The following is a 24,099-nucleotide window of genomic DNA, read 5'->3' as shown; positions in this document are numbered from 1 at the left end:
TCATGACCGCCCTCCCCGAGGTCATCCACTTCCAGAAGTGGATCGACGACCACGCCCACCTGCTCAAGCCGCCCGTGAACAACCGCACCATGGCCCTGGGCGCGGACTTCATCGTCCAGGTCGTCGGCGGCCCCAACCAGCGCACCGACTACCACGTCGACCCGTACGAGGAGTGGTTCCACCAGGTGCGCGGCGCCATGTACGTCGACGTCATGACCGAGGACGGCCCGCGCGCCGTCCACATCCGGGAGGGCGAGACCTGGCTGCTGCCCGGGAACGTGCCGCACTCCCCGCAGCGCCCGGAAGCCGACAGCATCGGCCTGGTCATCGAACGCGTCCGAGAGCCGGGCACCCTGGAGAAGTTCCAGTGGTACTGCCCCGCCTGCCACGCCCTCGTCCACGAGGTGGAGCTCCAGGTCACCGACATCGTGGCCGACCTGCCCCCCGTCTTCGCCGCCTTCTACGACGACCGGCAGGCCCGGATCTGCGGCTCCTGTGGGGCCGAGCACCCCGGGAAGGGATGACCCCGTGCCCGAGCACTCGCACGAGACCGACACCATCGACATCCACACCCACTACGTCCCGCACGGCTGGCCCGACCTCCGCGCCGACGCCGGTCCCCAGGCGCCCTGGCTGCGCGTCGAGTCGGAGGCCGACGCGATGATCATGCTCGGATCCCGGGAGTTCCGGCGAATCGGCGCCGAGTGCTGGGACGCGTCGGCCCGTCTGAAGGACATGGACGCCGACGGCATCGGCATGCAGGTCGTCTCGCCCACGCCGGCCTTCTTCCACTACGGCCGCAGCGGTGCCGAGGCGGCACGGATCGCACGGATCTTCAACGACCTGGCCCTGGACATCGTCGCCCCGGCCCCCGACCGCCTCGTCCCCTTCTGCCAGGTGCCGCTGCAGGACCCCGACGCGGCCTGCCGCGAACTGGAACGCTGCCTGGCCAACGGGCACCGGGGAGTCGAGATCGGCAACCACGTCGGCGACCACGACCTGGACAGCGCGGGCGTCGTGACCTTCCTCCAGCACTGCGCCCTGCTTCAGGTCCCGGTCTTCGTCCACCCCTGGGACATGGACGACTCACCCCGACTGCGCCGCTGGATGGCGCAGTGGCTGACCGCCATGCCCGCCGAGACCCATCTGTCGCTCCTGGCGATGATCCTCGGCGGGGTCTTCGACCGTGTCGACGACCGGCTGAAGATCTGCTTCGCGCACGGCGGAGGATCCTTCGCCCTCTGGCTCGGACGCATGGACAACGCCTGGCGGGGCCGCCCCGACGTGGTGGGCACCTCCGAACACCCTCCGTCGCACTACATCGGCCGGTTCCACGTCGACTCCGTCGTCTTCGACCCGCGCGCCCTGCGACTGCTGGTGGACACCTACGGCGCCGGACAGGTCATGGTCGGCAGCGACTACCCGTACCCGCTGGGTGAGCGGCCCGCGGGCCGCGTCGTGCGCGAGAGCGGCTTCCTCTCTCCCGAGGAGAAGGCGTCGATCCGCAGGGGCAACGCCGAACGCTTCCTCGGGCTCGCCGGTTGAGAGGCGGTGCCCGGTGCCGGGCCAGGACCAGTGCACAAGCCGCCTAACATGACTGCCGGACCTGCGGAGGTGGTGAGATGTCCCAGCTGGGCCGCGACGGCACGGCCGGCCGGCGTGAAGACCTGTTCTCGGTCATCGACGCCGCCGGGGAACTCCTCAACGTGCCGATCGTCCTGGAGGACACCGAGTTCCGGGTGCTCGCCTGGTCGAAAGGACAGCAGAGCGCGGACGAGGAAAGGGTCTCCGGGATCCTGGAGCGGCAGGCCCAGCCCTGGCTCGTCGAGGTGCTGCGCTCCCGGGGTGACATCGCCCGCCTGATCGCCTCCCCGGAGCCCGTCTTCCTGGACCCGGCCTCCGACCGGGCCAAGCCCCGGATGGCCTGCCGGGTCCAGCACGACGGTCCGCACCTGGGATACCTGTGGGCCACCACCCAGACCCCGTTCGACCCACAGCAGACGGCGCACTTCCGCGCCGCCGCGCAGACGATCGCCGTCCGTATGAGCCGCGACGGGCAGGGCACCACTGACAATGACGACCTGGAGGCCCTCCTGTTCGGGACGGCGGACGCCGAACAGGCCGCCGCGCGGCTGGGGCTGTCCACCACCAAAGCCACTGTCCTGGCCGCCGCGCCGGGCCGGTCGGCGCATGATGCGGCCTTCGGCGAGACCCCGTCGGACATGCTGCGTCTGTACCTGACGACCGTGCACCCCCGATCCCTCGTCACCCGGCACGACCGCGCCACCTACGCGGTGCTGCCCTGGCCGGCATCCACGGACGACACCGAGGCCAGGGCCCGCTCGGTGAACGTCGCCCGGGACCTGTGGGACCGTGCGGCGCTGCGGGAGCGCATCGTGCTGGCCGTCAGCTCCGCCGTTGCGGAACCCGGCCGGATCCCGTACGCCAGATCCCACGTCGACCGGATCAACGGGCTGCAACAGCAGTACCCGTCGGCCCCCCGCGTCGCCGCCTTCGAGGACGTCCAGCTGCTGTACGCCCTCTCCCGGCTGCGGGGCGCCCTCCGCCAGGACGGCGAGACCCTGGGCGGCGCCGTCTCCGCACTGGAACGCCACGACCGGCGCCAGCACACCCAGCTCCTGGCCACACTCCGCTGCTACCTGGACCATTTCGGCGACACCAACGCCGCCGCCGCGCAGCTGCATCTGCACCCGAACACCTTCCGCTACCGCCTCCAACGCATCAGAGAGGTGAGCGGCTTCGACCCGCGTGACGCGCAGACGCGCTTCCTGGCGGAACTGCACCTGCGCATGCGCGATCTGGAGATCCCCGACTGATTAGTGTTCCGACGAATAAGTTGAGCAGTGCGGGGGCCGCCGAGGACCCTTTCGGCATGGCACTGCTCAGCGACCGCAACCTCCTGCTGCTCTTCGTCGGCCAGGGCGTCTCCAGACTCGGCGACGGCCTGTACACCGCCGCCGTCGCCTGGCAGGCATGGGCCCTCACCCACAACCCGTCGGCGGTCGCGCTCGTCACCGTGGCCGCGTACGCCCCGGCGTTCCTGGCCACCTTCGTGGCCGCCTCGTACGCCGACCGCTACGACCGCAGACGCCTGATGATCGGCACCGACCTCGCCCGCGCGGCCATGGTGGCCGCCGGGGTGGGGATGCTGCTGGCAGGTGCGCTGAACCTGACCGTACTGGTCCTGGGAACGGCCCTGCTGGCCCTCATCGGCGCGCCCTTCGCACCGGCACGGAACGCGATCGTGCCCCAGCTCGTGTCGGCCGAGCATCTGCAGCAGGCCAACGGCGTGCTCCAGGTCGCCTTCCGAGCCGCCTTCTTCGTCGGACCGCTGCTGCTCGCCCCGCTGCTCGCCTTCGGCTCCTTTCCGCTGGTCATGGTGGTGGACGGGCTCACCTTCCTGCTCTCCGCGGCGGCCCTGTACGCCCTGCGCGTCCGCCGTCCCGCCCCGGCCGGGCCGCGCGTCCGGCTGGGCGCGGACCTCGCCGCCGGCCTCGCGGCCCTGCGGGCGGCGCCCGATGTGCTGGTCGTCATCGCGACCTTCGTCCTCGCGCTCGCCGTGGCCAGTGGGTTCCTGGCCGTCGGCCTGGTGGTTCTGGTCGGCCAAGGCGGTCAGTACGGGCTCATGCTGGGCATCGCCGGCCTCGCCGAGATCGCCGGCGCCCTGGTGCTCGTACGCCTGCCGCTGCCCAGACTCGCCGTGACCGCGGTCCTGGCCTGGGCCCTGCTCGGAGCCTTCCGCCTTCCGCTGGGCCTGGTCCACGCGCCTGCGGCCATCGCCGTGCTCCTCGCCGTCACCGGACTCGCGTCGGCCCTGACCGACATCCCGTTGATCGCCTTTGTCCAACAGCGCATTCCCGAGGCCCACCTCGCCAAGGCTCTGGGCCTGTGGGAGGCCGGTATCGCCGGCGCGCTGGCGGTGTCGCCGTTCCTGGCCTCCAGCGTCATCGGACACATCGGAGTGGATCGCGCCTTCATGGTCTCCAGCGCCGTGCTCATAGCACTCGCGCTCGCTGCCGCGGTCGCGCTCACAGTGATGTCAGGACGCAGCCGCCCCGCCGGGCGCGTCGCGGTCCTGTCGCAGCCGTGACCCCTTGGCGACAAGTTTTTCGGCTTCGGCGATGGACCGATGGCCGGGCACGAGCACGCTCCTTCGGGCCACCTGAGAAGCCATGCGTGCGCCCCAGACATTGCTTTACCGCAACTCCCAAGGCACACGGGGCAGTTCGGCGATGGGACGGCCTGCCATGGCTACGATGAGCTTCAGGCCTCGGGCGTCGAGGGCTGCGGGAGCCTTCCATGCGTCGCCTCACCGCCACCACCGGCGCCCTGGCCATCGCGGCCGCCGGCCTGGTCGCCGCTTCGGCCGACACTGCCCAGGCATCGACCTGCCCGACCGCCCGCCTGCCGCTGCCGGACGCCCCCTGCACGCCCGGCGCCTACAACCCGGACGTCACCCAGCCGAACAGCAACAGCCCCATCTGCGTATCCGGGTGGACCGCCACGGTCCGTCCTCCGACGTCCTGCACCAACCCGCTCAAGGCCCAGGGCATCATCGACTACGGATACTTCGAAACCAACATCGCCGACTACGAGGAACCACCTGGTCCCCCTCGAACTCGGCGACGCGCCCCGCGATCCCGGCAACCTGTGGCCTGCGCTCGGCGCCGGGGCAGCTTGGAGTCAGAAGGGGTAGGTGGGGATGTCGCCCCGGACGGTTACCCACTGCTGCTCGGTGAAGGCCTCGAGGTTCGCGGTGGCGCCGCCGTGACGGGAGCCGTTGCCGGAGTCGCCGCGACCGCCGAAGGGCACGGTGGCCTCGTCGTTGACCGTCTGGTCGTTGATGTGTACGAGCCCTGTGGGAATGCGTTCGGCCAGTACCAGACCCTTGGCGATGTCCCGGGTCAGCACGCCCAGCGAGAGTCCGTACTCGGTTCCGGTGGCCAGCCTCACCGCCTCGTCCAGATCGTGGAAGGGCACCACGGGTGCGACCGGGCCGAATATCTCTTCCTGGTAGGCGCGTGCGGTCAAGGGGACGTCGGTCAGCACGGTCGGCCGGTACAGAAGGCCCTCGTAGGTGCCGCCTGCCACGAGCCGGGCACCTGCCGCCACGGTGTCATTGACGACGGCGTGCGCGGCCTGCAACTGCTGCTCGTCGATCATGGGGCCAACTGCCACCTCGCTCCTCGCCGGGTCTCCCACTGTCACGGCATTCGCCCGCCGGGCCAGCGACTCGACGTACTCCTCGGCGATCGACGCGTGCACCAGATGCCGGCTTGAGGCCATGCAGATCTGCCCCGCATGGTGGAAGGAGCCGAACGCCCCCGCGGACGCCGCCTTCTCCACATCCACGTCGTCCAGGACGATCAGCGCCGAGTTGCCCCCCAGTTCGAGGTGGACGCGCTTCAGATGCCGCGTTGCCGCTGCCGCGATCGCTTTTCCGGCCCTCGTGGATCCGGTGAAGGCGATCACGGGCACCTGGGGGTGATCCACCAGTGCCGCGCCGACGTCAGCGCCCCCCGGCAGTACGTGCAGCAGGCCGCTGGGAAGTCCCGCCTCCTCGAAAATCCTCGCGATCACTACACCGCCGCAGATCGCGGTCCGGGGGTCGGGCTTGAGGACGACGGCGTTTCCCAGAGCCAGCGCCGGCGCCACCGCTCGCATCGCCAGCACCATCGGTGCGTTGAACGGGGAGATCACACCGACAACGCCGACCGGGCGCCGACGGGAGAACGACAGCCGGTCCTCCACGGAGCGGAGCACCTCCCCGAACGGCGCGGCGGACAGCGCCGCGGCTTCGTGGCACTCCTCCGCTGCCCCGTTAGAGGTCTGGAACTCTGCGAACGCCCTCAGCGCCCCCGACTCCCGCACGATCCACTCGGCGATCTCGGAGTGGTGCTCTTCGAACAGGTGTGCAGCACGCCGCAGGACCTGTGCCCGTTCGACGTACGGCAGCGCCGCCCACTGCTGCTGCGCCTGCGCCGCCTGCCCCACAGCCCGCCCCAGGTCGTCGGGCGTGGCCGCACCGACCCGCCCCAGGGTCTCACCGGTCGCCGGCTCGAGCGCGTCGTAGACTTCGCCCGAACCCTTGATCCACTCACCGGAGAAAATCCTCTCCGACCAGTCGCCTGCTTCCATAAGCGTCATGATGTTCTGCTCCTCGTAGGGTGATGGGGGGTCAGCCGCTGCGCGATTGACATCGCCGCCCGTCGGTCACGCCGAAGCATGTGTCCGGGCGGGGGGTTGGGACGGGCCGAGTCGCTCGAAGTGCCCTTGGTGGAACACCAGCGGCCTCACCTGCGGAAACAATGAGGTCCCGTGCAGCCGTAGTACGGCGATCACGTGGTCGCCCGCCTCGATTTCGGAGTCCAGCGCGCATTCCAGCCACAGCACCGTGCCCGGCAGGAAGACCGCGCCGGATTCCCCGGCCTCCCATCGGACACCCGCGAAACGATCTTCTGCCGAGGAGGCGAGCGCCCGGCACAGGGTCGCGTGGTCCTCGGCGAGCACGCTGACACCGAGGCTCGGCGCCTGGCGCAGCGCCTGCCACGTGCGGGAAGTGCGTGCCGCGCAGAACGACACCAACGGCGGTTTCAAAGAGACCGGCACGAACGAGCTCGCCGCCATCCCGACGGGCCGGCCACCCACGAGGGCGCAGACCGCCACCACTCCGGAGGGCAGGTGACCGAACGCGTGGCGCAGCTCTTCGGGCGTCTCCGGGGATGCTTGCATCGACACTTCTCTCCTCGCCGCCTGAGCGGTTCAGTTGATGCCGCCATCGATGACCAGGTTGACGCCGGTCACGAAGTCGGCGCGGGGGCTGGCCAGGTAGCAGACGGCGGCGGCGATGTCCTCCGGCCTGCCGATGCGGCCGGCGGTCTGGTGGAACACTTCGACGGCGATGTGGCGCTCGTGCGCTTGCCACCCGCCCTCCAGCTGCAATTCGGCAGCGATGGCGGCGAGTTCCGCGGCGGAGCCGGGCGTGTGGATGATGCCGGCACTGATGGAGTTGGCCGTGATGCCGGTTCCGGCCAGGCCGCGGGACAGGCTGCGTGTCATGTTGATCTCCGCTGCCTTGGCCGCTTGGTAGTCGGGGAAGTTGGGCGGTTGGTGCAGGGCGATGGCGCTGGCGATCTGGATGACGCGTCCCCAGCCGCGCTCCCTCATGTCGGGGACCAGGCTGTTGACCAGGGCCGCGGTCGAGATCACGTTCAGCTTGTACGTCTCGAGCCAGTTGTCGGGCGAGGTCCCGAACCAACCGTCGCGCTCCCAACCTCCATGACGTCCGCCCGCGTTGTTGACCAGGATGTCCACGCCTCCGGAGTCGAGTAGCTGCCGGGAGACGGCGTCGACCTGGTCGGGGTCCGTGAGGTCGCCGAGCACCTCGTCGGCGTGGCCACCGTTCTCCCGGATCATCGCCGCGATCTTGGACGTGCGCTCTCCGTTCCGGCCGTGCACGACGACATGGGCGCCCTCGTCGGCCAGTGCCAGCGCGATGCTGGTGCCGATGCCCGAGCTGCTGCCGGTGACGAGGACCCGCTTGCCGTTCAGTTCGAGGTTCATGATGTCTCCTGGTCCGGCTCAAGCGACGGGTTCGACGATCCGCGGGGCCTCTGCGGCCTTGGCCACGCCGGGCACGGCCGCCATGCCGTCGGTGAACGGTGCCTGCCCCATGAGATGCCGTCCGCTGATCTCCGCCGCCGGGTCGAGCCGGGTGGAGCCGTGGGTCAACGCCACCCGCGCATCGCGCGCGAAGCGCTGAATCGGGTTGCGCAGACTGACCGTGGACGAGCCGAGCGCGATCTGTATCGCGTCGATGGCGGCACCACAGACATTGCCGGCGTGCACGAAGTCCATCGTGATCTCGGACTCCTCGGCCGCCGTGAACGGCTGTCCGTCGCGCGCCTTGCGGTCGATGTGGTCCGCGCGGCCGAACAGCAGGCTTTCCGCCGCGTTGATCATGGCGCGCGTCTTACCCGCGACGACCTGCACCGACGGCGTGGCGGCCAGCGTGTCGTAAGGGAGGTTGAAAGGCTTCTTGCGGCGGCTCTGGTCGACGAAGCAGTCGAAGGCGCCCTTGGCCATTCCCAGGACCACGGCCATGGTCTCCATGGCCACGATGAGCATCAGGCCTCTGGCGTCGAGGGCGAAGCCCAGCCCCGCGTAGCGTTGGTGCAGGCCGTCCAGACGCCCCGGCAGGCCGGCGAGATCCGCGACGCGCCGTTCGGGGACGAAGACTTCCGCAGGTGTCGTGACGCTGTTGCTGGACGAACCGGACAGTCCCATGACGTGCCAGTCGTCGACGATCTCGTACTGGCCCTTCTCCAGCAACGCCATCATGCGCGTCGTGGTGCCAGGGGCGGTTTCCACCTCGATGCCGACGACCAGATAGGCGGCGTGCTTGGAGCCGCTGCCGAAGCCCCACCTGTTCCCGGCCTCGATCACGTAGCCGCCCGGAACCGGGCGGGCCTTCTGAATCCTCTCCGAGAACAGCGAGGCGCTCGCAACGACCGGCCCCGGCCACTGCGGAGCGCGTGCGTAGACCTCGGTGACCGTCTCCTGCGGGAAGGTGAGCATGACCCGGGTGAACCCGCTCGCGATCATGGCGGTCCAGCCCGCCGATCCGTCGCCGCTCGCCGCCGCGCTGACGATTTCGGCCAGATCGCGCGCCCCGAGGGCATAGCCTCCGAGTTCCAGCGGCACTGAGGCCCGGAACGCTCCGGCCTCGTGCAGCGCATCGAGCGTGGGCGACGGCAGACAGCCGATTTTCTCACCTTCCGGGGCGTTCTCCCGGATCAGCGGTACCGCTGCCCGCACGGCGTCACGGATATGGCGCCCCTCCGGTGTCGTGAACGGCGACTCGTGGATAGACCCTGCTCCAGTCATATCTGGCGCTTCTTTCATATGCATATCCTTTCGCTCACCAAGCCGATGGTGTGCCGAGCGGCAGGATTTCTCGTATTTCGTCGATACTGCGTATTTCGTTGTCGACCACTTTGAAGAGGGCCATCATGTAAAAAGAGCCGTTGTCGGGTCGCGGGCTGCCGGGGACGGGGTGGAAGTCGACGACGACCACACTTGCCGCGATTCCGCGGGCCACGTCGACAACCGGGCAGCGGCGCCCACGGGCCGTAGGCCTGGCGCCTCGGGTGTTGTTCAGGCAACTCGCGACGGTGTGCACGGTGGCGTCCGGAGACAGCAGAGTGGTGAGGGTGTTCGTCACCTTCTTGCCGTTGTCGTAACGGTCACATCGGTATCCGAAGCGAGCCAGGCTGCCGTCGCTTTCCTGCAGTGCGGTCCAGTAGCTGTCCGCCGCGAGGACCAGCCCGTTCCGGTCGCAGGCTCGGTCGGGGGGAACCGGTGCGTCGTAGAGCACGTCGGGTGCCAGCAACTGGTCCACATCGGCGAAGTGCCCGCTCGGATCGGTGCTGATGATGGCCTCTGCCTCGGTCACCTCGTCCCCGACGACCCTCAGACGCAGGCCGAACGGCCGGCGTTGTCCCGCCGTGACGACGACCCCCATGGTCATGAGCTGCCCCTGGACCGGATCGGCGAAGGTCTGTAGGCCGAGGAAATCCTCCGCGGTCGCCCAGAGCCCATGTCCTGGTGCGACCTCATCGGCGTTCTCCGTCGCCCGGAAGGAGCGCGCGAGCCTCGCGAGGCCCGGATCGTGCCCCACCAGGCTCTGGAGGAAGCTCTCCCCGTGCCTGAAAAGGTCCCGCTCGGTTTCCCGACCGTGCGTCATTCCGGCACCACCTGTCAGGGTTCGCATTCCTGCCCGCCTCCTGGCTCTTCGCGTGGATGTTTTCTGTCGGCCCACGCAGATTGACCCTAGGCCTCGGCTCTATCGGTAACCAGACGGCGGATTCACCGGAATTCCGGCTCCTGTCCTTCGAGCACGGCTTGGCGGTACTGCGCGAGCATTTCCTGTTTCACGGCCTGAAGCCGGGCTGCTTCCGGTGCGTCACGACGGCCGATGGCCCGCAGGACATCATGTGTGGACTGGGCAAAGAACTCGATGACCCAGGACGGCGCATACAACTCCTCGCTCATGCTCCAGGACACATAGGCCTTGATGCCATTCACGAAGAGCGTCAGCAGCACATTGCGTGCCAGGCGGTTCTGTAGCCTTTCGATCAACTGGAGACTGGCTATTGGTGCGGCACTCGTCAGTTGCCGCAGTTCATCGAAGAGCGCGTCGAAAAGCTCGGCATCGCGGGGACCTGTCTTCCGGGCGGCGATCTCGGCCATTTCGATCATGAGACTGCCGAGTGCCAGGGCGGCGCCCTCAGGCGGTTCGGAGTGCGACGCGAGGTAGACGCAGACCTGACGGCTCAGGGGGGCTGGGCCCGGGCACCGGGTCATCAGGCCGTGTCCGCGTCCGGGCAACGTGACCGCCGTCTCCGCGTCCTCCATCATGCGGATCGCCTGGCGGATGACGCTGCGATCGACGCCGAATCGTTCGGCCAGTTCGCACTCGTTGCCCAGTGGCCGGCCTCGCACCCATTCCTCTGGCGTGATCTCCGACATCATCCGCCGCACGGCCGCGAACGCGGGTATGCGCATCTGCTCGAGCGGCTCAGGCACCGGCGTGCCCTTCCAGTCGCCCGTCCGTGCGACCTGCGCGAGGGTGTCCCGCGCCGCGCCGCAGAAGAGCGTACGCGCCTGACGCACGGCGTCCTCCGTACGGCCGCGATCGAGGTCATGGATGATCCGCTGCCGTATGTCGGCCAGCTCGTCGGCCCCCAGGGCGGTACTCATCCGCGGCAGCAGTGGGGCCAGGACGTCGTTGAAGTACTTCAGCGGACCGCTGTCGCTTCCGTCGATCACCTCGGCGGCGAACCGCCCGAGCAGCCCGGCGGTGTCCGGTATCTCGCCGTCGTCCGCCGCATGGCTCTCCCACAGCGGCCTGCCGCCGGCCTGCCGTGACCGGTCACCTATGAGACGTACGGCGCTGACATGCACGGCACTCCACGCCTCGACGATGTCTGGCAGTCCCAGGCCCGTGAGGTAGGCGTAACCGCCGATCATGACCAGCAGATGTGTGCCGCCCGGCCTGGTCACTGCGATGCCGCCCTGCGGGCCGCGCCGTACCCGCACCTCGTCACGTGCCTCCAGCACGCGTACGGCCTCCCGCATGACGTCCCGGCCGACGCCGTAGTACGCGGCCATGTCGGCCTCGCTGCCGTAGACCTTGCCGACCGGCCAGCCATCGCGGATAAGACGTTCCTCCATGTCCCGGGAGACGAGCAGAGGCAGCTTGGTCAGTCGCTCCTGGTCGCCGACCACGCTTGAGTAGAGCTCCGACAGCATGTTTCCGGTCGCTCCGGTCGTACGGGGGCGCCGTGCTCCGGCGCGGCCATCGGAGGGCCCGCGAGAGCGTTTGGTTGTGTTCATTGCTGTCCCTCAGATCCGGGGTGCGGCGGAGCAACGGGCGTGATCGCACTCGGTTGCCGGCGGCTCGCCGACGCTAGGGGGTTGCCTCCTGTCCGGAGAGGCGTGTGTCCGTCCCGCCCGTGACCGTGTGCGTCCTGCCCGCATCGCGAGGAGCGGGCTTGACCACCGCGTAGATGTACGGCTTCAGGGTGAACATGAGCAGCGCGGAGACCGTGGTGGCGGCCACGGCGAGTGAGATCGGGAGCGTGTAGCTGCCGGAGGTGTCGAAGCCTATGCCGATCAGCGTGGGCCCGGTTCCGATGCTGATCATGCTGCACCCGAGGCTGATGCCGAATATCTCGGCGGATGCCCGAAGCCCGAAGTACCGGGTGATCAGGTAGGGCAACAGGAGTGTCACGGCGGTCAGCGCGCATCCCATCAGGACGACTCCGACGCCCAGCATCCACAAGGTGTTCCCGGCGGCGAGAAGCAGCGCCAGGCTGATCGCCGGCAGGGTGTAGAGCACGGCGGCGACGCGGTGCGACCTGATGCGGTCGGTGAGGGAGCCGGAGAAGAGCACGCCGACCATCCCGGACACCGCCATGAGGGACACCAGGAAAGTCGCCGTGCCGCCGGTGACGCCGCGGCCGGTGAACCAGTGCACCATGTGCGCCTGCGTGCCGATCAACGAACTCGTCGCGAGGCACTCCGCCGCCGTCAGGGTCCAGAAGGTTCGGGACCGGTATGCCCGCTTCGCGGGCACGCCCTCGAAGACCGCCGGGGACGGCGTGGCAGCAGCCGGGGAATCCGTGGCGGCATCCGCGCTCCGCACCTTCAGGAAGAACAGGGCCGATGTGCATCCGACGACCAGGACAGCGGCGGCCAGCACCTCGTAGGCGGTGCGCCAGCCGAATGCGTCGATCAGCCATCGCGCCACCGGCGCGACCAGGGACTGCGACAGCGCGGGGGCCACCGCGACCACCAGGCCGAGGGCGAGCGCCCGGTTGGTGTCCCACCACGAGGAGACGACGCGCACGTGGGCTACCGGCCCGGCCAGTGCGGCACCGATGCCGATGCAGACGGCGGATGCCCAGAACACGAAGCCGGTTGAGTGTATCCGGGACAGGCCGAACAGCCCCAGGGCGAAGGCCGCGATACCGATGGTGACCGGGATCCGCACCCCGACCCGGTCGATCAGGCGCCCGCTGAAGGGAGTACTGAAAGCGCCGATGTAGGCGGACACCGTGAACACCGAGGTGAAGACGGAAACACCCCAACCCATCGACGCCGAAACCGGACCGAGAAAGACCGACAGGGATCCCACGTAAATAGCCGACATGCCGAAGGCCATACAGAAGAAAGCGGCGATTGTAGCGGGGATACGAACATGTGATGCCATTCGAAAACCCTCTCGCGACCGGGCTCCGTCGCCCGAATTCGACGTCTATCCTGCTCGTTCCTTGGGAGCACCGTCCCAGTGCTCGGCGAGCTTGCCGTCCTCGATCCGCCACATGTCGAACCAGTAGGAGCGATAGGTCTTTCCCGGGTCGTCCGGGTCGGGCAGGTCCCGGGCCAGCATCATCACGACCTTGTCTCCTTCGGCGACGAATACCGGAGGCTCGGGCGCAGGGCGCATGGATTCCCGGGCCACGCGAGCCTGATCGGTTTTCGTCCACTCGATGATCGCGTCGGCTCCCGAGTCGATGTTGGGATTGTGCTGGACATAGGACTCGGTGAGGTATTCGCGCGCCTGTTCCGAGGTTGAGGGATCGACGAGGAGTGACATCATCTTGAGCACGATGTCCTTGGGCTGGTCACCGGACATGGTGGGTCACCTCCAGGAGGGGACGAGGGCGCCGTCGATCCACGTCGAATGGATGCCGAGGCGCATGCGTACAGGAAGCCGCAGCCGGGCGACCGGCCCGCTTGCGAGGTCGAGCGTGTCGAGGATGACGAGTTCGCTGCGCTTTTCCGTCGGCCAGTTGAGCGTGGCGATGAGATAGCCGTCGTCCTCCGCGGACTCAGGGGACTTGGTGAAGTACACGGGGTCCTGGAACGTCGCGGCCGGCCCGGGATACCAGTCGTCACGGGTCCCGGCCACCAGGTCGAAGTGACTGAGCTGGTTGAACATCACCGGATAGGGACGGCCGTTGACGTCGGTCTCGAGCTTGTCGCGGTCGAGCGTCGGCACGAAGACGTGGCGGTACGGCTTCGACTCGCGGCGCGGGTCGATGTGCGGCCCCTCGCCGTTGACGACTGCCAGCACCTCCCGCTCGGTGAGCCGCTCCTCGCCGGTGTGGTAGTCGATGTGCCAGCGCACGTGCCGGGTGGTGACGCTGCCAGGCGGTGTCGGCGTGCCGTTCTTGTCGGGCACGACCGGTGCGAAGCCGTTGCCGTCCGCCTCGTACAGGTCGAAGACGATGACACCGTCCTCCTCGTAGGCGTTGATCGTGTGGCCGGGAAAGGCCGGCGGGGCCTGGAACCAGCGCACCTCGGAAGCATCACCGAAGCGCGGGATGACTCCGAAGACCTGCGGAAGGTCGCCGTCGTACACGAAGTGCGGGCCGCCGGCCTTCAGACGGTCGAGGTCGCTGGTGATGGGCATGACCGGGAAGAGCATGAAATTCTCGGTCAGCGCGCAATCGTGGATCATGGCCGAGTACGGTGCCTCGAACCAGGCCTCGTGGATCACCTTGCCCGAGGCGTCGATCACGTAGTAGGCGATGTCGCGCGTGGTCTCGCCTTTTGCGGCGTAACCGAAACCGAACATCTCGCCGGTGTCCGAGTCGAATTTGGGGTGGGCCGTGAAGGTCAGACTCGTGATATCACCGTGCGCATTCCATACGCCCCGGGTTTCGAGGGTTACGGGATCGATCTCGTACGGCAGTCCGTCTTCCTTCGAGGCCAGCATCCGGCCGGCGTGGAAGTAGATGGCGGTGTTCGCCGTCGTACGGCTCGTGCCCGCGACGCTCGGGTCGTCGGAGTACGGATCCCGGTAATTCCCGTAAAGGGATCGGCGGGCCTCGCGCTCGAGCAGAAAACGCTCGGTGCGTACATAGCGGGTCCGGAAGTCGACGCAGCCGTCCTTGATTCGGAACGCGCGTACCGCGCCGTCCCCGCCCGCAGCGGTGGTCATCGGCCACAGCACCGGGACCTCGGGAACATACACCTGGTCGGGAACCGCCTGGACGAACAGACCGTCGATGTCCGCGGGTACTGTGCCCTCGACGACCTCCAGATCGAACACCTCGATATCGAACCGGCACGGCTCGTCCATTCCCATGGTGATTTCGGGTGGAAAAGTCTTTGCCATGAAGCCGTCTCCTTTGACTGCCGTCGCGCAGAATTTCGCCACGAGCTGCGGTTTTCTGACAGTAGGACGCGGTCGCTGCCCAAACCAGACGGTGGAATCACCGCATCCCACTTCCGGTGACGGCTGGCAGGTACCAGGCGTCACGCACGCCGCTGACCTGGGTGTTTCTGATCTGCGCTACGGTCCCGGCGAGCGTTGTCGCGCGAACTCCGCTCGGCTGTGCATCTGCCTTGTGATCCGTGTTGCTTGCTGACACCGGTGAGCGTCAATGGCTGGTCGACGTTTCCGGTGTTGGGACTGTTTCCTCGCCGCGGCTGTTGAGCCGAGCTCTTTGTGCGCGGCGGTGGTCATGCCTGCGTCGGAGCGCAGGACGACATCTGCCTTCCATCGCCTCGCCGGCGAATCGCCGGGTCTCGGGGGCGTCCATCTCGACCGCAAAGGGCCGGTGCCGTGATACTGAAAAATTGTGTGCCTGGCGCCCGGTCGAGCCCTGGCACGGCTTGCCGCGCCACCCCGCCCGGACGGAGCAGGACCAGGGGTCAGCCCGCGACGACGGCCATCCGCTCGCTGATCTCATGCGCGGTGGCCAGAACCTTCTGAGCGATCTCCGTCTCGGCCTCCGGGTAGACCCGGGAGGCGAGGGCGGCCACGCTGACCGCCGCGACCACCTGCTTGTTCTCGTCCCGGATCGGGGCGGCGATGCCGACCACGTCGGGATCCAGTTCGCCGCGGGTGACGGAGTAGCCGATGCGGCGGATCCGGCCGAGTCGTTCCATCAGGGCGTCGACGTCGGTGAGGGTGGCCGAGGTGAAGCGGCGGAGTTCGGCGTTCTGCAGCAGCCCTCGGGCTTCGTCGTCCGGGCTCCAGGCCAGCAGGACGAGGGCGGAGGCGCCGGCGTTGATCGGCAGGGCGCTGCCGCGCTCGTACGAGATCCGCACCGCGCGGGTGCTTTCCGCGCGGTCGACGCAGACCACCAGGTCGCCGGTGCGCCGGGTCAGCAGCACGGTTTCGTGCACCTCCTCGGCGAGCGATTCCATCGACGGCACCGCGACCTCGGAGAGACCGTAGCTGCGGCGGGCCACTCGGGCGATCTCCAACACCCGTAGGCCGAGCCGGAAGCCGCCGCCCGGAGCTTCTTCGAGGAAACGCCCGGCCACCAGGCTCTGGAGGTAGCGGTACGCGGTGGAGCGCGCGACGCCGAGCCGCTCGGCCACGGCGGCTCCGGAGACGACGAGATGGACGTCGTCGAACATGGTCAGGATGTCCAGTGCCCGGTCGGCCGTGGAGTTGCGCTCGCGGTAGCTGGAAGACATGTTTCCTGACATACGAGAGACTCTAGTGGGTGGGGCGTCGGCCGGTGGAGGCCCGGCGGTGCCGCATGGTCGCCGTTGTCCTGTTGTCATGGGTCACAGCTGGTCCTTGATGACGGTGTTGCGGAGTTCCCCGATGCCTTCCACAGTGGTGATCAGTTCCTGGCCGGGGCGAAGGAACACCTTCGGATCGCGACCGGCGCCCACGCCGCCAGGGGTGCCGGTGAGGATCAGGTCGCCGGGCAGCAGCGTGATGATGGTGCTGATGTACGCGACGGTCTCGGCCACGTCGAAGAGCAGGTCCGCGGTGTTGGACTTCTGCATGGTGTGCCCGTCGACGCTGCAGGAGATGTCCAACCCCGAGGCACCGGGCGGGAGTTCATCGGCGGTGACCAGAGCGGGCCCGATCGGGGTGGTGGCCTCGAAGGTCTTGCCGGAGAGGAACTCACGGGTACGGTGCTGCCAGTCCCGCACGGTGACGTCGTTGGCGACCGTGTAGCCGGCGACGTACTCCAGGGCCTTGTCGCGCGACACGTGGCGGCCGGGGCGTCCGACGACGACTGCCAACTCGGCTTCCCAGTCGAGATCGTCGCTGACCGGCGGCGTGTGGATGTCGTCGTGGGCGCCGATCAGGGAGCCGTCGTACTTCGCGAAGAGTGTGGGATGCGTGGGGGTGGGGCGGCCCATCTCCTTGATGTGGGTGGCGTAGTTGAGACCCAGACACACGATCTTGTTCGGGTTAGGGACGAGCGGGGCGAGTGACGACTCGGCCAGGGGCAGGCGCTCGCCGTCGGCGGAGGCCGCGCGTTCCTGCCAGTCGTCGCCGGAGGCGAGAAGCGCGCCCATGTCTGCGTAGGGCAGCAGGACGAGTTCGTCGCCTTCCTGCCGGGCGGCGGAGGTCACGCGGTCGTCGGCGATACGGACGGTGCTCAGTCTCATCGGGGTACTCCTGGGGTGTCGTACGGGACCTCGGGGGCGGGGTCGGAAGTGGGCGGGCAGGCGGGCGGGGTGGCGCCCGGGGTGGGGCGGGCAGGAGCGAAGCGCCGCAGCGTCGCGCCGACGTACTCGGCCCGGTCGGGGGTGAACACCGCGGCTACGAACCGGTCGGGGCGTACGAGGACGAAGGAACCGGTCAGCCCGGTGAGGAGGGCCTCCAGCCGGCCGTCGGCGTCGGCGATCCCCGTCCGGCCGGCCAGGTCACGCGGCGTGCGGTCGTCCAGGAAGACGTGCACGGCGCAGGCCTCGGGGAGGCCGGCCCGGACGACGGCGGCCCAGTCGGTGTCGCCCACGTCGATCCCGAGCAGGCTCCAGCCCTGTCCGAGAATGTCGTCGAGCCGTGTGGGGCGGTGGTGCGGTCCGTGCAGCACCCGTGGCTGCGGCAGCATCGTGCCGACGAGTTCACCGCCCGCGTGGTCCGTCGGGAGGACGGCCCCCGCCCGTATCCGGGTGTCGGGGCGGTAGCGCATCTCGGTGAGGTAGCGACGGGCCGGCGGGATGTGCGTCGCCGTGCGCACCAGCGCGTCGCGGAGCAGGGCACGCGGGCGGCTGGTGGTCATGACGATCCGGCCGAGGCGCACGGAGAGGTCGATCACGGCGCGGGCGTGCGGACGCCGCTCGGTGTCGTAGGTGTCGAGCAGGGTGTCACCGGCCCGGCCTGCCACCACCTCGGCGATCTTCCAGCACAGGTTGGCCGCGTCCCGGATCCCGGAGTTGAGGCCCTGGCCGGCGAACGGCGGCATCATGTGCGCGGCGTCGCCGAGCAGGAAGCAGCGGCCCTCGCGCAGCCGGTCGGCCAGCAACGCGTGGAAGCTGTAGGCGACCGCGCGCTCGATCTGGTCGGGCGTTATCTCCCGGTGGGGCCGCAGGAGTTCGCGCACGAGGGCGAACGGGGGAGAGGTACCGGCCTCGCACTCGCCCGGCTTGAGGCGGAACTCGTAGCGGCAACGCCCGTCCTGGCCCGGGACGATGACGACGGGTCGGTCGGGGTCGCCGTGGTGCATGCCGTAACGCTGGTCGTGCGTGTCCTCGAGGGTGTCGGCCACCAGCCACACGTCAGGGAAGCTGCGTCCCCGCATGGGGACGGACAGCAGGTCGCGCACGGTGCTGCGGCCGCCGTCGCAGCCGAGGACGTACGAGACGTCCAACTCCTCGACCGGCCCGTCCTCCCCGCCTGTTCGCAGGGACACGCGCACCCGGTCGGGGTGCTGGGCGAGGGCGGTCAGCCGGGTGCCGAAACGGACGTCGACGCCGGGCAGGCGGCGCAGCTGCGTACACAGCACCCGCTCCAGGTCGGGCTGGGCGAAGGGGTTCTTGAACGGATGTCCCAGGCGCTGGTCGCCAGTGCCCCGGGCGTGCACGAGCGGCCGCCCGCCCACGCCGAAGTATCTCGTGCCGGTGCCCGGCACAAGGATCGGGTAGACCGCCTCGTCCAGGCCGCCGGCCGACTGCAGGGTACGGAGGGACTCGTCGTCGAGGCTGATCGCCTTGGCGTCGTTGCTTGTGGTGGTGTTGCGCTCCACCAGCAGCACCCGTACACCTCGCGAGCCGAGCAGATGGGCGGCCGTCAGCCCGGTCGGTCCGGCGCCGACGACCAGGACAGGCGGCGTCTCGGATGTCGTGGGCATGGGACTACTGGACCGGCTGGTAGGCCGGTCCGCCCTCGGTCAGCAGCCGCTCGACCTCGGCCATGATCTCCTCGGGGGACAGGTCCAGATCGATGCTCTTGCGGAACGGCTGGCGCACGTCACGCTCCAGGCGGAGGTAGACCTCGTTGCGGTTGCCCTCGGGATCGAAGAAGTAGATCCCGATCGCGTTGCCGTGGGTGACCTCCTGCTGGACCTCGATGCCCTCGGCGCGGAACCGGTGGTGGAAGTCGATGATCGACTCCAGTGAGTCCACCCGCCAAGACACCTGGTGCGTGAGCTTGCTTCCGGCTGGGGCGGTCCGGCCCTCCTGGAGCACGAACTCGTGGTGCTCCTCGTCCGGGCGGGACGAGAAGAACACGATGCGCCGCTCCTCGTCCTCATCGGTCACCGTCAGCCCCAGGACCCGGCTGTAGAAGTCGCGCATCTTTTCGAGGTCGTCGACCCAGAAGCCGGTGTGCCCGAGCCCAGTGATGCTCATACTGTCTCCAATATCAGGACTGAGTAACTGATTTATAGGACGCTAGCGGTCGGATCTCCGGTCGTCAATCGCAAAATTCCGCCTTCATGCCCCTTGACTGGAGGCAAGTCCACAGTGCACGGTCCTGCCAAATGAAACCCAAGTCCGGGTTTCCGAGACATGGTGTCCGGTGCGTCGCTCAGTCAACGGCGTCCACGGAGCACCGCCGGAGGCATCCCTCATGACCGATCCCGCTGCCGAGAGCCCCGCTCCCTCTCCGAACACACCCGCTCCGCTGGGCCGCGCCACGCTGGTGGCGGCCTGCTTCGCCATCTGCGTGGCTCAGATCGGCATTCCCCTGGCCTCGCCGCTCATCGGTGAGATACAGCAGGACCTCGGGGCGTCGGCCGCCGCCCTGGCCTGGATCCCGGCCGCGTTCATCCTCCCGACGGCCATCCTGGAGCTGAACTTCGGCGTCCTCGGCGACCTGTTCGGACGAAAGCGCCTGCTGGTCCTCGGCGGGCTGCTGATCACGGCCGGCTGCCTGGTCGTCGCCACCGCGGGCTCGATGACCCAGCTGATCGCCGGCCAGGCGACGGCCGGCCTGGGAGCCGCAGCGATCTTCCCCTCCTCGCTGGCGGTGATCGTCGCGGGCACCCGGGAGCCCGTCGCCCGCGCCAGGGCCCTGTCGTACTGGGCACTCAGCCTCGCCTTCGGCGCGATGATCGCCCCGCTGATCAGCGGCTTCATCGCCGAGCACGCCCACTGGGGCTGGGCCTTCGTTCCGCTCGCGGTGCTCGGCCTGGTCACCTCCGCCGTCAGCGGTCGCTGGATCGTCGAATCCCGCCAGGCCACCGCCGACCGGGGCCTCGACCGGCCCGGCCAGCTCACCATCGCCGTGTCCCTGCTGGCGCTGCTCTACGCCGTCATCGAGGGCGCGAGCGACGGCTACTCCGAGCCCCACATCGTGCTCGCCTTCGTCCTCGCCGCCGCCTCCTTCACGGCGTTCCTCGCCGTGGAGCGCAGATCACGGGCGCCGATGCTGCGCCTGGACCTGTTCCGCACCCCCGCCTTCGCCGCGGCCGCCGCCATCGGACTGCTCGCCCTGTTCGGCTTCATCGGCACCGCCTATGCGCTCAGCATCAAGCTGGAGGCAGTCCACCACGTCTCCCCGTTCCAGGCCGCTCTGCCCTTCGCGCTCGTTCAGGCGGTCCCGCTGCTGCTCACCCCGTTCCTGCCGAAACTGCTGCAGCACGTGCACCCCCGCACCCTGCTGGTCGGCGGGTTGCTGTCGCTCGCCGCCGGAGAGTTCTGGATGGCACTGCTGCCGGGCGACGCGACGGGCCTCGCGCCCATGACCGGACCGATCCTGCTGATGGGAGTCGGCTTCATCACGATGTTCTCGTCGCTGACGGCCGTCGCGGTCGGCACGGTCGACATCCGGTACGCCGGCATGGCCAGCGCGGTCACCAGCCTCGTCCGAGAGACCGGGCAGGCCCTCGGCCCCGCGGTCGTCGGCGCCGTCGCACTCGGCACGGCGAGCAGCGGCCTGGCCGACAAGCTCGCCTCCTCCGGCCTTCCGCCACAGGCTCTGGGCGTAGCCGAGGCCGTCAACACCGAAGGAGGCGCACTCGCAGTCGCCAACGCCGACCTCGGCAACCTGTCGGGCACCGTGGCCCCGCTCGCCCGCGAGGCCCTCGAATCGGGCCTCGACCTCAGCATGTACGTCTGCGCCGGCGCCGCCCTGGCAGGCGCGGTGATCGCCGCTCTCGCCCTGCGGCACAGCGGAGCCGCTGATGCCATGGCCGTCGGCACGTCCGCCCAGGAGGCGGCCACCGCACCGGCCGGCGCCCCGAACTCCGTCAAGCCGCTCCCCAGCGCCTGACCATCAGCCCCGAGGGCACAGCCGTAACAGCCCCTGACATGGAACGGGACACCATGACTCTTCTGGACAGCAGCATCTGGGAAGGCCGGATCTTCTCCGGTGAGTGGATCAGCGGATCGGGCGAGGAGTACGACGCCGTCGAGCCCGCCACCGGCAAGCCACTGGGCCGCGTCGGCACCGCCACGCCCGCCGACGTGGACAGGGCGGTGAAGCGGGCGGTACCGGCCCAGCGGGAGTGGGCCGCGCGGCCGTATTCCGACCGTGCCGCTGTCCTGCGCCGCGCCGCGCGTCTCTTCGAGGAGCACCAGCAGGAGATCGAGACCTGGCTGGTACGGGAGTCCGGTGCGATTCGGCCGTTCGCCGCCCTGCAGGTCAGCAGCGGTGGTGCGGAGGAGTGCTTCGAGGCCGCCGCCCTGGCCGGGGCGCCCTACGGTGAGCTGCTGCGTTCCGGGCAGCAGCGGCTGTCCTTCTCCCGCCGCACCCCCGTCGGGGTCGTCGGCGTCATCGCCCCGTTCAACGTGCCGATCATCCTGGCCATGCGGGCCGTGGCCCCGGCGCTCGCCCTCGGCAACGCGGTCGTCCTCAAGCCGGACCCCCGCACCGCGATCAGCGGCGGTGCCGTCTTCGCCCGTGTCTTCGAAGAGGCGGGCCTGCCTGCCGGTCTGCTGCATGTCCTGCCCGGCGGGGCGGACGTCGGGGCAGCCGTCGTGGAACATCCGCAGGTTCCTGTCATCGCGTTCACGGGTTCCACTCGGGCCGGGCGCGCCATCGGTATCGCCGCGGCCCGGCACCTCAAGCGGGTCCACCTGGAACTGGGCGGGAACTCCGCGCTCGTCGTGATGGACGACGTCGACCTGGAGCAGGCTGCCTCGGTGGGCGCCTGGGGGTCCTTCGTCCACGCCGGCCAGATCTGCATGGCCAGCAGCCGTCACCTCGTCCACGCCTCGGTCGCCGACGACTACACCGCTCTGCTCGCCCAGCACGCCGACGCGCTCAGGGTGGGCGACCCGGCCACCGAGGACGTCGCCGTCGGACCGCTCATCGACAGCGCTCAGCGCGACAACGTCCACCGCATCGTCACGGACACGGTCGAGGCCGGCGCCCGGCTTGCCGCGGGTGGCACCTACGAGGGCCTGTTCTACCGGCCCACCGTGCTCACCGGCGTACCGCTCACCGCGCCCGCGTACGCCGAGGAGATCTTCGGTCCCGTCGCGCCCGTCGTCCCCTTCCGGGACCTGGACGAGGCGGCCGGGCTCGCCGCCGGCACCGAGTACGGACTGTCCCTCGGTATCCTCACCCGGGACGTCGCGAAGGGCCTCGCCCTGGCGGACCGCGTGCCCACCGGACTGGTCCACATCAACGACCAGACGGTCAACGACGAACCGAACATCCCCTTCGGCGGCGTCGGCGACTCCGGCACCGGCGCCCGTCACGGTGGCTCCGTCGCCAACCTCGAGGCCTTCACTGAACAGCAGTGGGTCACCGTACGCGGCGAACTCCCGCGCTACCCGTTCTGACCGCCCCGACACACCAACCCGCACGGAGAGCCCCATGCCCGCGAACCCCATGACCGTCGTTCCCCGCGGTACCGGAGAGAGCCCCGTCGGCGCCGGAGCCGACTGGCACACCGGCAACAGGTTCCTCAACGGCCCCTTCGCGCCCTGGACGGAGGAGAACGAGGCGTACGACCTGGAGGTGGACGGCGAGATACCGTCCGACCTCGCGGGCGCGCTGTTCCGCGTCTCCTCCAATCCCCGCTTCCAGCCCCGCAACACCGACCGCTACCACTGGTGGGAGGGCGACGGCATGGTATGCGGTGTCTATCTCCGCGAAGGCAAGGCCGCCTACCGCACCCGCTGGGTCCAGACCGACTCGATGAAGGTCGAGGTGGAGGCCGGCGAGGCGATCTACAGCGGCTTCGTCAACGGCGGCACCCAGGGCCGACTGCCCAAGGGCGCCCCGCGCGCCAAGAACGTCGCCAACATCAACGCCGGCCTCTTCGACGACCACCTGCTTGTCTACTTCGACGGCGGACTGCCGCACGCGCTGGACCCCGAGACGCTGCGCACCCTCGGCACGTACGACTTCCACGGCGGCGTCGACGTCCTGTGCACCGGCCACTACAAGACCGACCCGGACACCGGCGACATGCTGTTCTTCGCCGCGGTCGGACCCACCATCACCTGGTACCGCGCCGACGTGAAGACGGCCGAGATCAAGGACTCGCATTCCTTCGACATCGGCGTGCCGGTCCTCATGCACGACTTCGCGGTGAGCGACACGTACGCGATCTTCTTTGTCACGCCCGCCCAGTTCCGCCTCGACCTGGTGGCCCAGAGCAGGCCCGGCGTCGTCTGGGACGAGAACTCCCTTGATCACGGCGTCCAGATCGTCCTGATGAACCGCCACACCCATGAGATCACCTGGCACGAGCTCGGCGGCCACTGGGCCAACACCCACTTCTACAATGCCTACGAGCAGGACGGTGAGCTGATCGTCGACGGGCACCGGATCAGCCGCCTCGGCAGCCCGGTCGACCGTCTCTCCACGCCCCTGGGCTCCCACGAGTGGTTCCCGCCGGCCCTGCCCTACCGCTGGCGCGTCGACCTGGCGACCGGACGGGCCACGGAGGAGATGATCAGCGGCGTCTTCGGCGAGTTCCCCAAGATCAACGACGCCTACACGGGTCGGCCGCACCGCTACGGCTACTTCGTCACCACGCGCAGCCTGGCCGACGACACCATGTCCGACGGCCTCGCCCGTCACGACTACCTTCTCGACCGCACCACCGTCGTTGACGGACCCGACGGCCTGACCAGCCCGAGCGAACCGGTCTTCGTGGCCCGCGAGAACGCCCGTGGCGAGGACGACGGCTACCTGCTCTCGCTGTGGTGGAATCGCTCCACCGACCTGAGCGAACTTCTCGTCCATGACGCGGCCGACCTGCGCCGCACCCCGCTGGCCCGGGTCAAGCTTCCCAGCCGGGTGCCGTTCGGCTTCCACGGAAGCTGGGCCGAACACGACGTTCTGGACCGTGCCATCGCAGCTCAAGGCGACGACAGGTAGCGGCGTCGCTTCGGATCCGGTCCTCG

The 24,099-nt window shown here is 69.1% G+C and carries 20 protein-coding genes; 7 read left to right on the top strand and 13 right to left on the bottom strand.

The genetic code is table 11. From position 1 onward, the window contains the following. Positions 1 to 2: 2 nt before the first annotated feature. The 4 genes from ACZ9QC_RS05985 (at position 3) to ACZ9QC_RS05970 (ending at position 4,111) form a co-directional block, all read left to right on the top strand. A complete protein-coding gene (locus ACZ9QC_RS05985) occupies positions 3 to 524 on the top strand; it encodes a 3-hydroxyanthranilate 3,4-dioxygenase (protein ID WP_123994214.1) in 522 nt (173 codons plus the stop codon). 4 nt (positions 525 to 528) lie between these two features. After that, complete coding sequence (locus tag ACZ9QC_RS05980; protein ID WP_249829501.1) at positions 529 to 1,545, top strand: amidohydrolase family protein; 1,017 nt, start codon at positions 529 to 531, stop codon at positions 1,543 to 1,545. A 77-nt stretch (positions 1,546 to 1,622) separates the two neighbouring features. Beyond that, on the top strand, positions 1,623 to 2,837 hold the full coding sequence (locus tag ACZ9QC_RS05975; protein ID WP_249829502.1) for a PucR family transcriptional regulator: 1,215 nt from the start codon (positions 1,623 to 1,625) through the stop codon (positions 2,835 to 2,837). 56 nt (positions 2,838 to 2,893) lie between these two features. Then, positions 2,894 to 4,111: an MFS transporter gene (locus tag ACZ9QC_RS05970; protein ID WP_123994210.1), complete on the top strand. Its 1,218-nt coding sequence runs from the start codon at positions 2,894 to 2,896 to the stop codon at positions 4,109 to 4,111. 593 nt (positions 4,112 to 4,704) lie between these two features. On the opposite strand, the gene ACZ9QC_RS05965 is transcribed toward ACZ9QC_RS05970, so the two are convergent. From ACZ9QC_RS05965 to ACZ9QC_RS05905, 13 genes are all read right to left on the bottom strand, one after another. Beyond that, positions 4,705 to 6,168, bottom strand: a complete 1,464-nt coding sequence (locus ACZ9QC_RS05965; protein ID WP_472919161.1) for a benzaldehyde dehydrogenase — start codon at positions 6,166 to 6,168, stop codon at positions 4,705 to 4,707. Positions 6,169 to 6,234: 66 nt separating this feature from the next. Next, positions 6,235 to 6,753 (bottom strand): flavin reductase family protein, encoded by a 519-nt coding sequence (locus tag ACZ9QC_RS05960; RefSeq protein WP_123994208.1) that lies wholly within the window; start codon positions 6,751 to 6,753, stop codon positions 6,235 to 6,237. Positions 6,754 to 6,783: 30 nt separating this feature from the next. After that, complete coding sequence (locus tag ACZ9QC_RS05955; RefSeq protein ID WP_123994207.1) at positions 6,784 to 7,584, bottom strand: SDR family oxidoreductase; 801 nt, start codon at positions 7,582 to 7,584, stop codon at positions 6,784 to 6,786. 18 nt (positions 7,585 to 7,602) lie between these two features. Next, positions 7,603 to 8,925, bottom strand: coding sequence for an acyl-CoA dehydrogenase family protein (locus ACZ9QC_RS05950; protein ID WP_472919160.1), 1,323 nt, complete (start codon positions 8,923 to 8,925; stop codon positions 7,603 to 7,605). Positions 8,926 to 8,941: 16 nt separating this feature from the next. After that, complete coding sequence (locus ACZ9QC_RS05945) at positions 8,942 to 9,793, bottom strand: DUF8021 domain-containing protein (RefSeq protein ID WP_472919159.1); 852 nt, start codon at positions 9,791 to 9,793, stop codon at positions 8,942 to 8,944. A gap of 95 nt (positions 9,794 to 9,888) precedes the next feature. Further along, positions 9,889 to 11,334, bottom strand: coding sequence for a FadR/GntR family transcriptional regulator (locus ACZ9QC_RS05940; RefSeq protein WP_472919158.1), 1,446 nt, complete (start codon positions 11,332 to 11,334; stop codon positions 9,889 to 9,891). Between the two features lie 157 nt (positions 11,335 to 11,491). Then, positions 11,492 to 12,748 carry an MFS transporter gene (locus tag ACZ9QC_RS05935; protein WP_472919157.1) on the bottom strand — a complete coding sequence of 419 codons (1,257 nt, stop codon included), beginning with the start codon at positions 12,746 to 12,748 and terminating at the stop codon, positions 11,492 to 11,494. A 93-nt stretch (positions 12,749 to 12,841) separates the two neighbouring features. Beyond that, positions 12,842 to 13,222, bottom strand: coding sequence for a nuclear transport factor 2 family protein (locus ACZ9QC_RS05930; RefSeq protein ID WP_123994204.1), 381 nt, complete (start codon positions 13,220 to 13,222; stop codon positions 12,842 to 12,844). 6 nt (positions 13,223 to 13,228) lie between these two features. Then, a complete protein-coding gene (locus ACZ9QC_RS05925) occupies positions 13,229 to 14,752 on the bottom strand; it encodes a carotenoid oxygenase family protein (protein ID WP_216827036.1) in 1,524 nt (507 codons plus the stop codon). A 497-nt stretch (positions 14,753 to 15,249) separates the two neighbouring features. Beyond that, positions 15,250 to 16,023, bottom strand: coding sequence for an IclR family transcriptional regulator (locus ACZ9QC_RS05920; RefSeq protein WP_472919156.1), 774 nt, complete (start codon positions 16,021 to 16,023; stop codon positions 15,250 to 15,252). Between the two features lie 93 nt (positions 16,024 to 16,116). Further along, the gene (locus tag ACZ9QC_RS05915; RefSeq protein ID WP_472919155.1) at positions 16,117 to 16,959 is read right to left on the bottom strand and encodes a fumarylacetoacetate hydrolase family protein; all 843 of its coding nucleotides are present in this window, start codon (positions 16,957 to 16,959) and stop codon (positions 16,117 to 16,119) included. Beyond that, the gene (locus ACZ9QC_RS05910) at positions 16,956 to 18,644 is read right to left on the bottom strand and encodes a bifunctional 3-(3-hydroxy-phenyl)propionate/3-hydroxycinnamic acid hydroxylase (RefSeq protein WP_472919154.1); all 1,689 of its coding nucleotides are present in this window, start codon (positions 18,642 to 18,644) and stop codon (positions 16,956 to 16,958) included. The genes ACZ9QC_RS05915 and ACZ9QC_RS05910 overlap by 4 nt, the downstream gene beginning before the upstream one ends. 4 nt (positions 18,645 to 18,648) lie before the next feature. Next, the gene (locus ACZ9QC_RS05905; protein WP_055539555.1) at positions 18,649 to 19,143 is read right to left on the bottom strand and encodes a VOC family protein; all 495 of its coding nucleotides are present in this window, start codon (positions 19,141 to 19,143) and stop codon (positions 18,649 to 18,651) included. A 220-nt stretch (positions 19,144 to 19,363) separates the two neighbouring features. Between ACZ9QC_RS05905 and ACZ9QC_RS05900 the strand changes: the two genes are divergently transcribed. From ACZ9QC_RS05900 to ACZ9QC_RS05890, 3 genes are read left to right on the top strand one after another with little or no spacing between them, the layout of a single operon-like run. Further along, positions 19,364 to 21,007, top strand: coding sequence for an MFS transporter (locus ACZ9QC_RS05900; RefSeq protein ID WP_472919153.1), 1,644 nt, complete (start codon positions 19,364 to 19,366; stop codon positions 21,005 to 21,007). 53 nt (positions 21,008 to 21,060) lie between these two features. After that, positions 21,061 to 22,524, top strand: a complete 1,464-nt coding sequence (locus tag ACZ9QC_RS05895; RefSeq protein WP_472919152.1) for a benzaldehyde dehydrogenase — start codon at positions 21,061 to 21,063, stop codon at positions 22,522 to 22,524. 34 nt (positions 22,525 to 22,558) lie between these two features. Then, positions 22,559 to 24,073 (top strand): carotenoid oxygenase family protein, encoded by a 1,515-nt coding sequence (locus ACZ9QC_RS05890; RefSeq protein ID WP_472919151.1) that lies wholly within the window; start codon positions 22,559 to 22,561, stop codon positions 24,071 to 24,073. The last annotated feature ends 26 nt before the right edge of the window (positions 24,074 to 24,099 follow it).

This window comes from Streptomyces sp. HUAS MS02 (assembly GCF_055702265.1).
The sequence above is the reverse complement of the archived record's forward strand: the minus strand, read 5'-3'. Positions and strand labels throughout refer to the sequence as shown.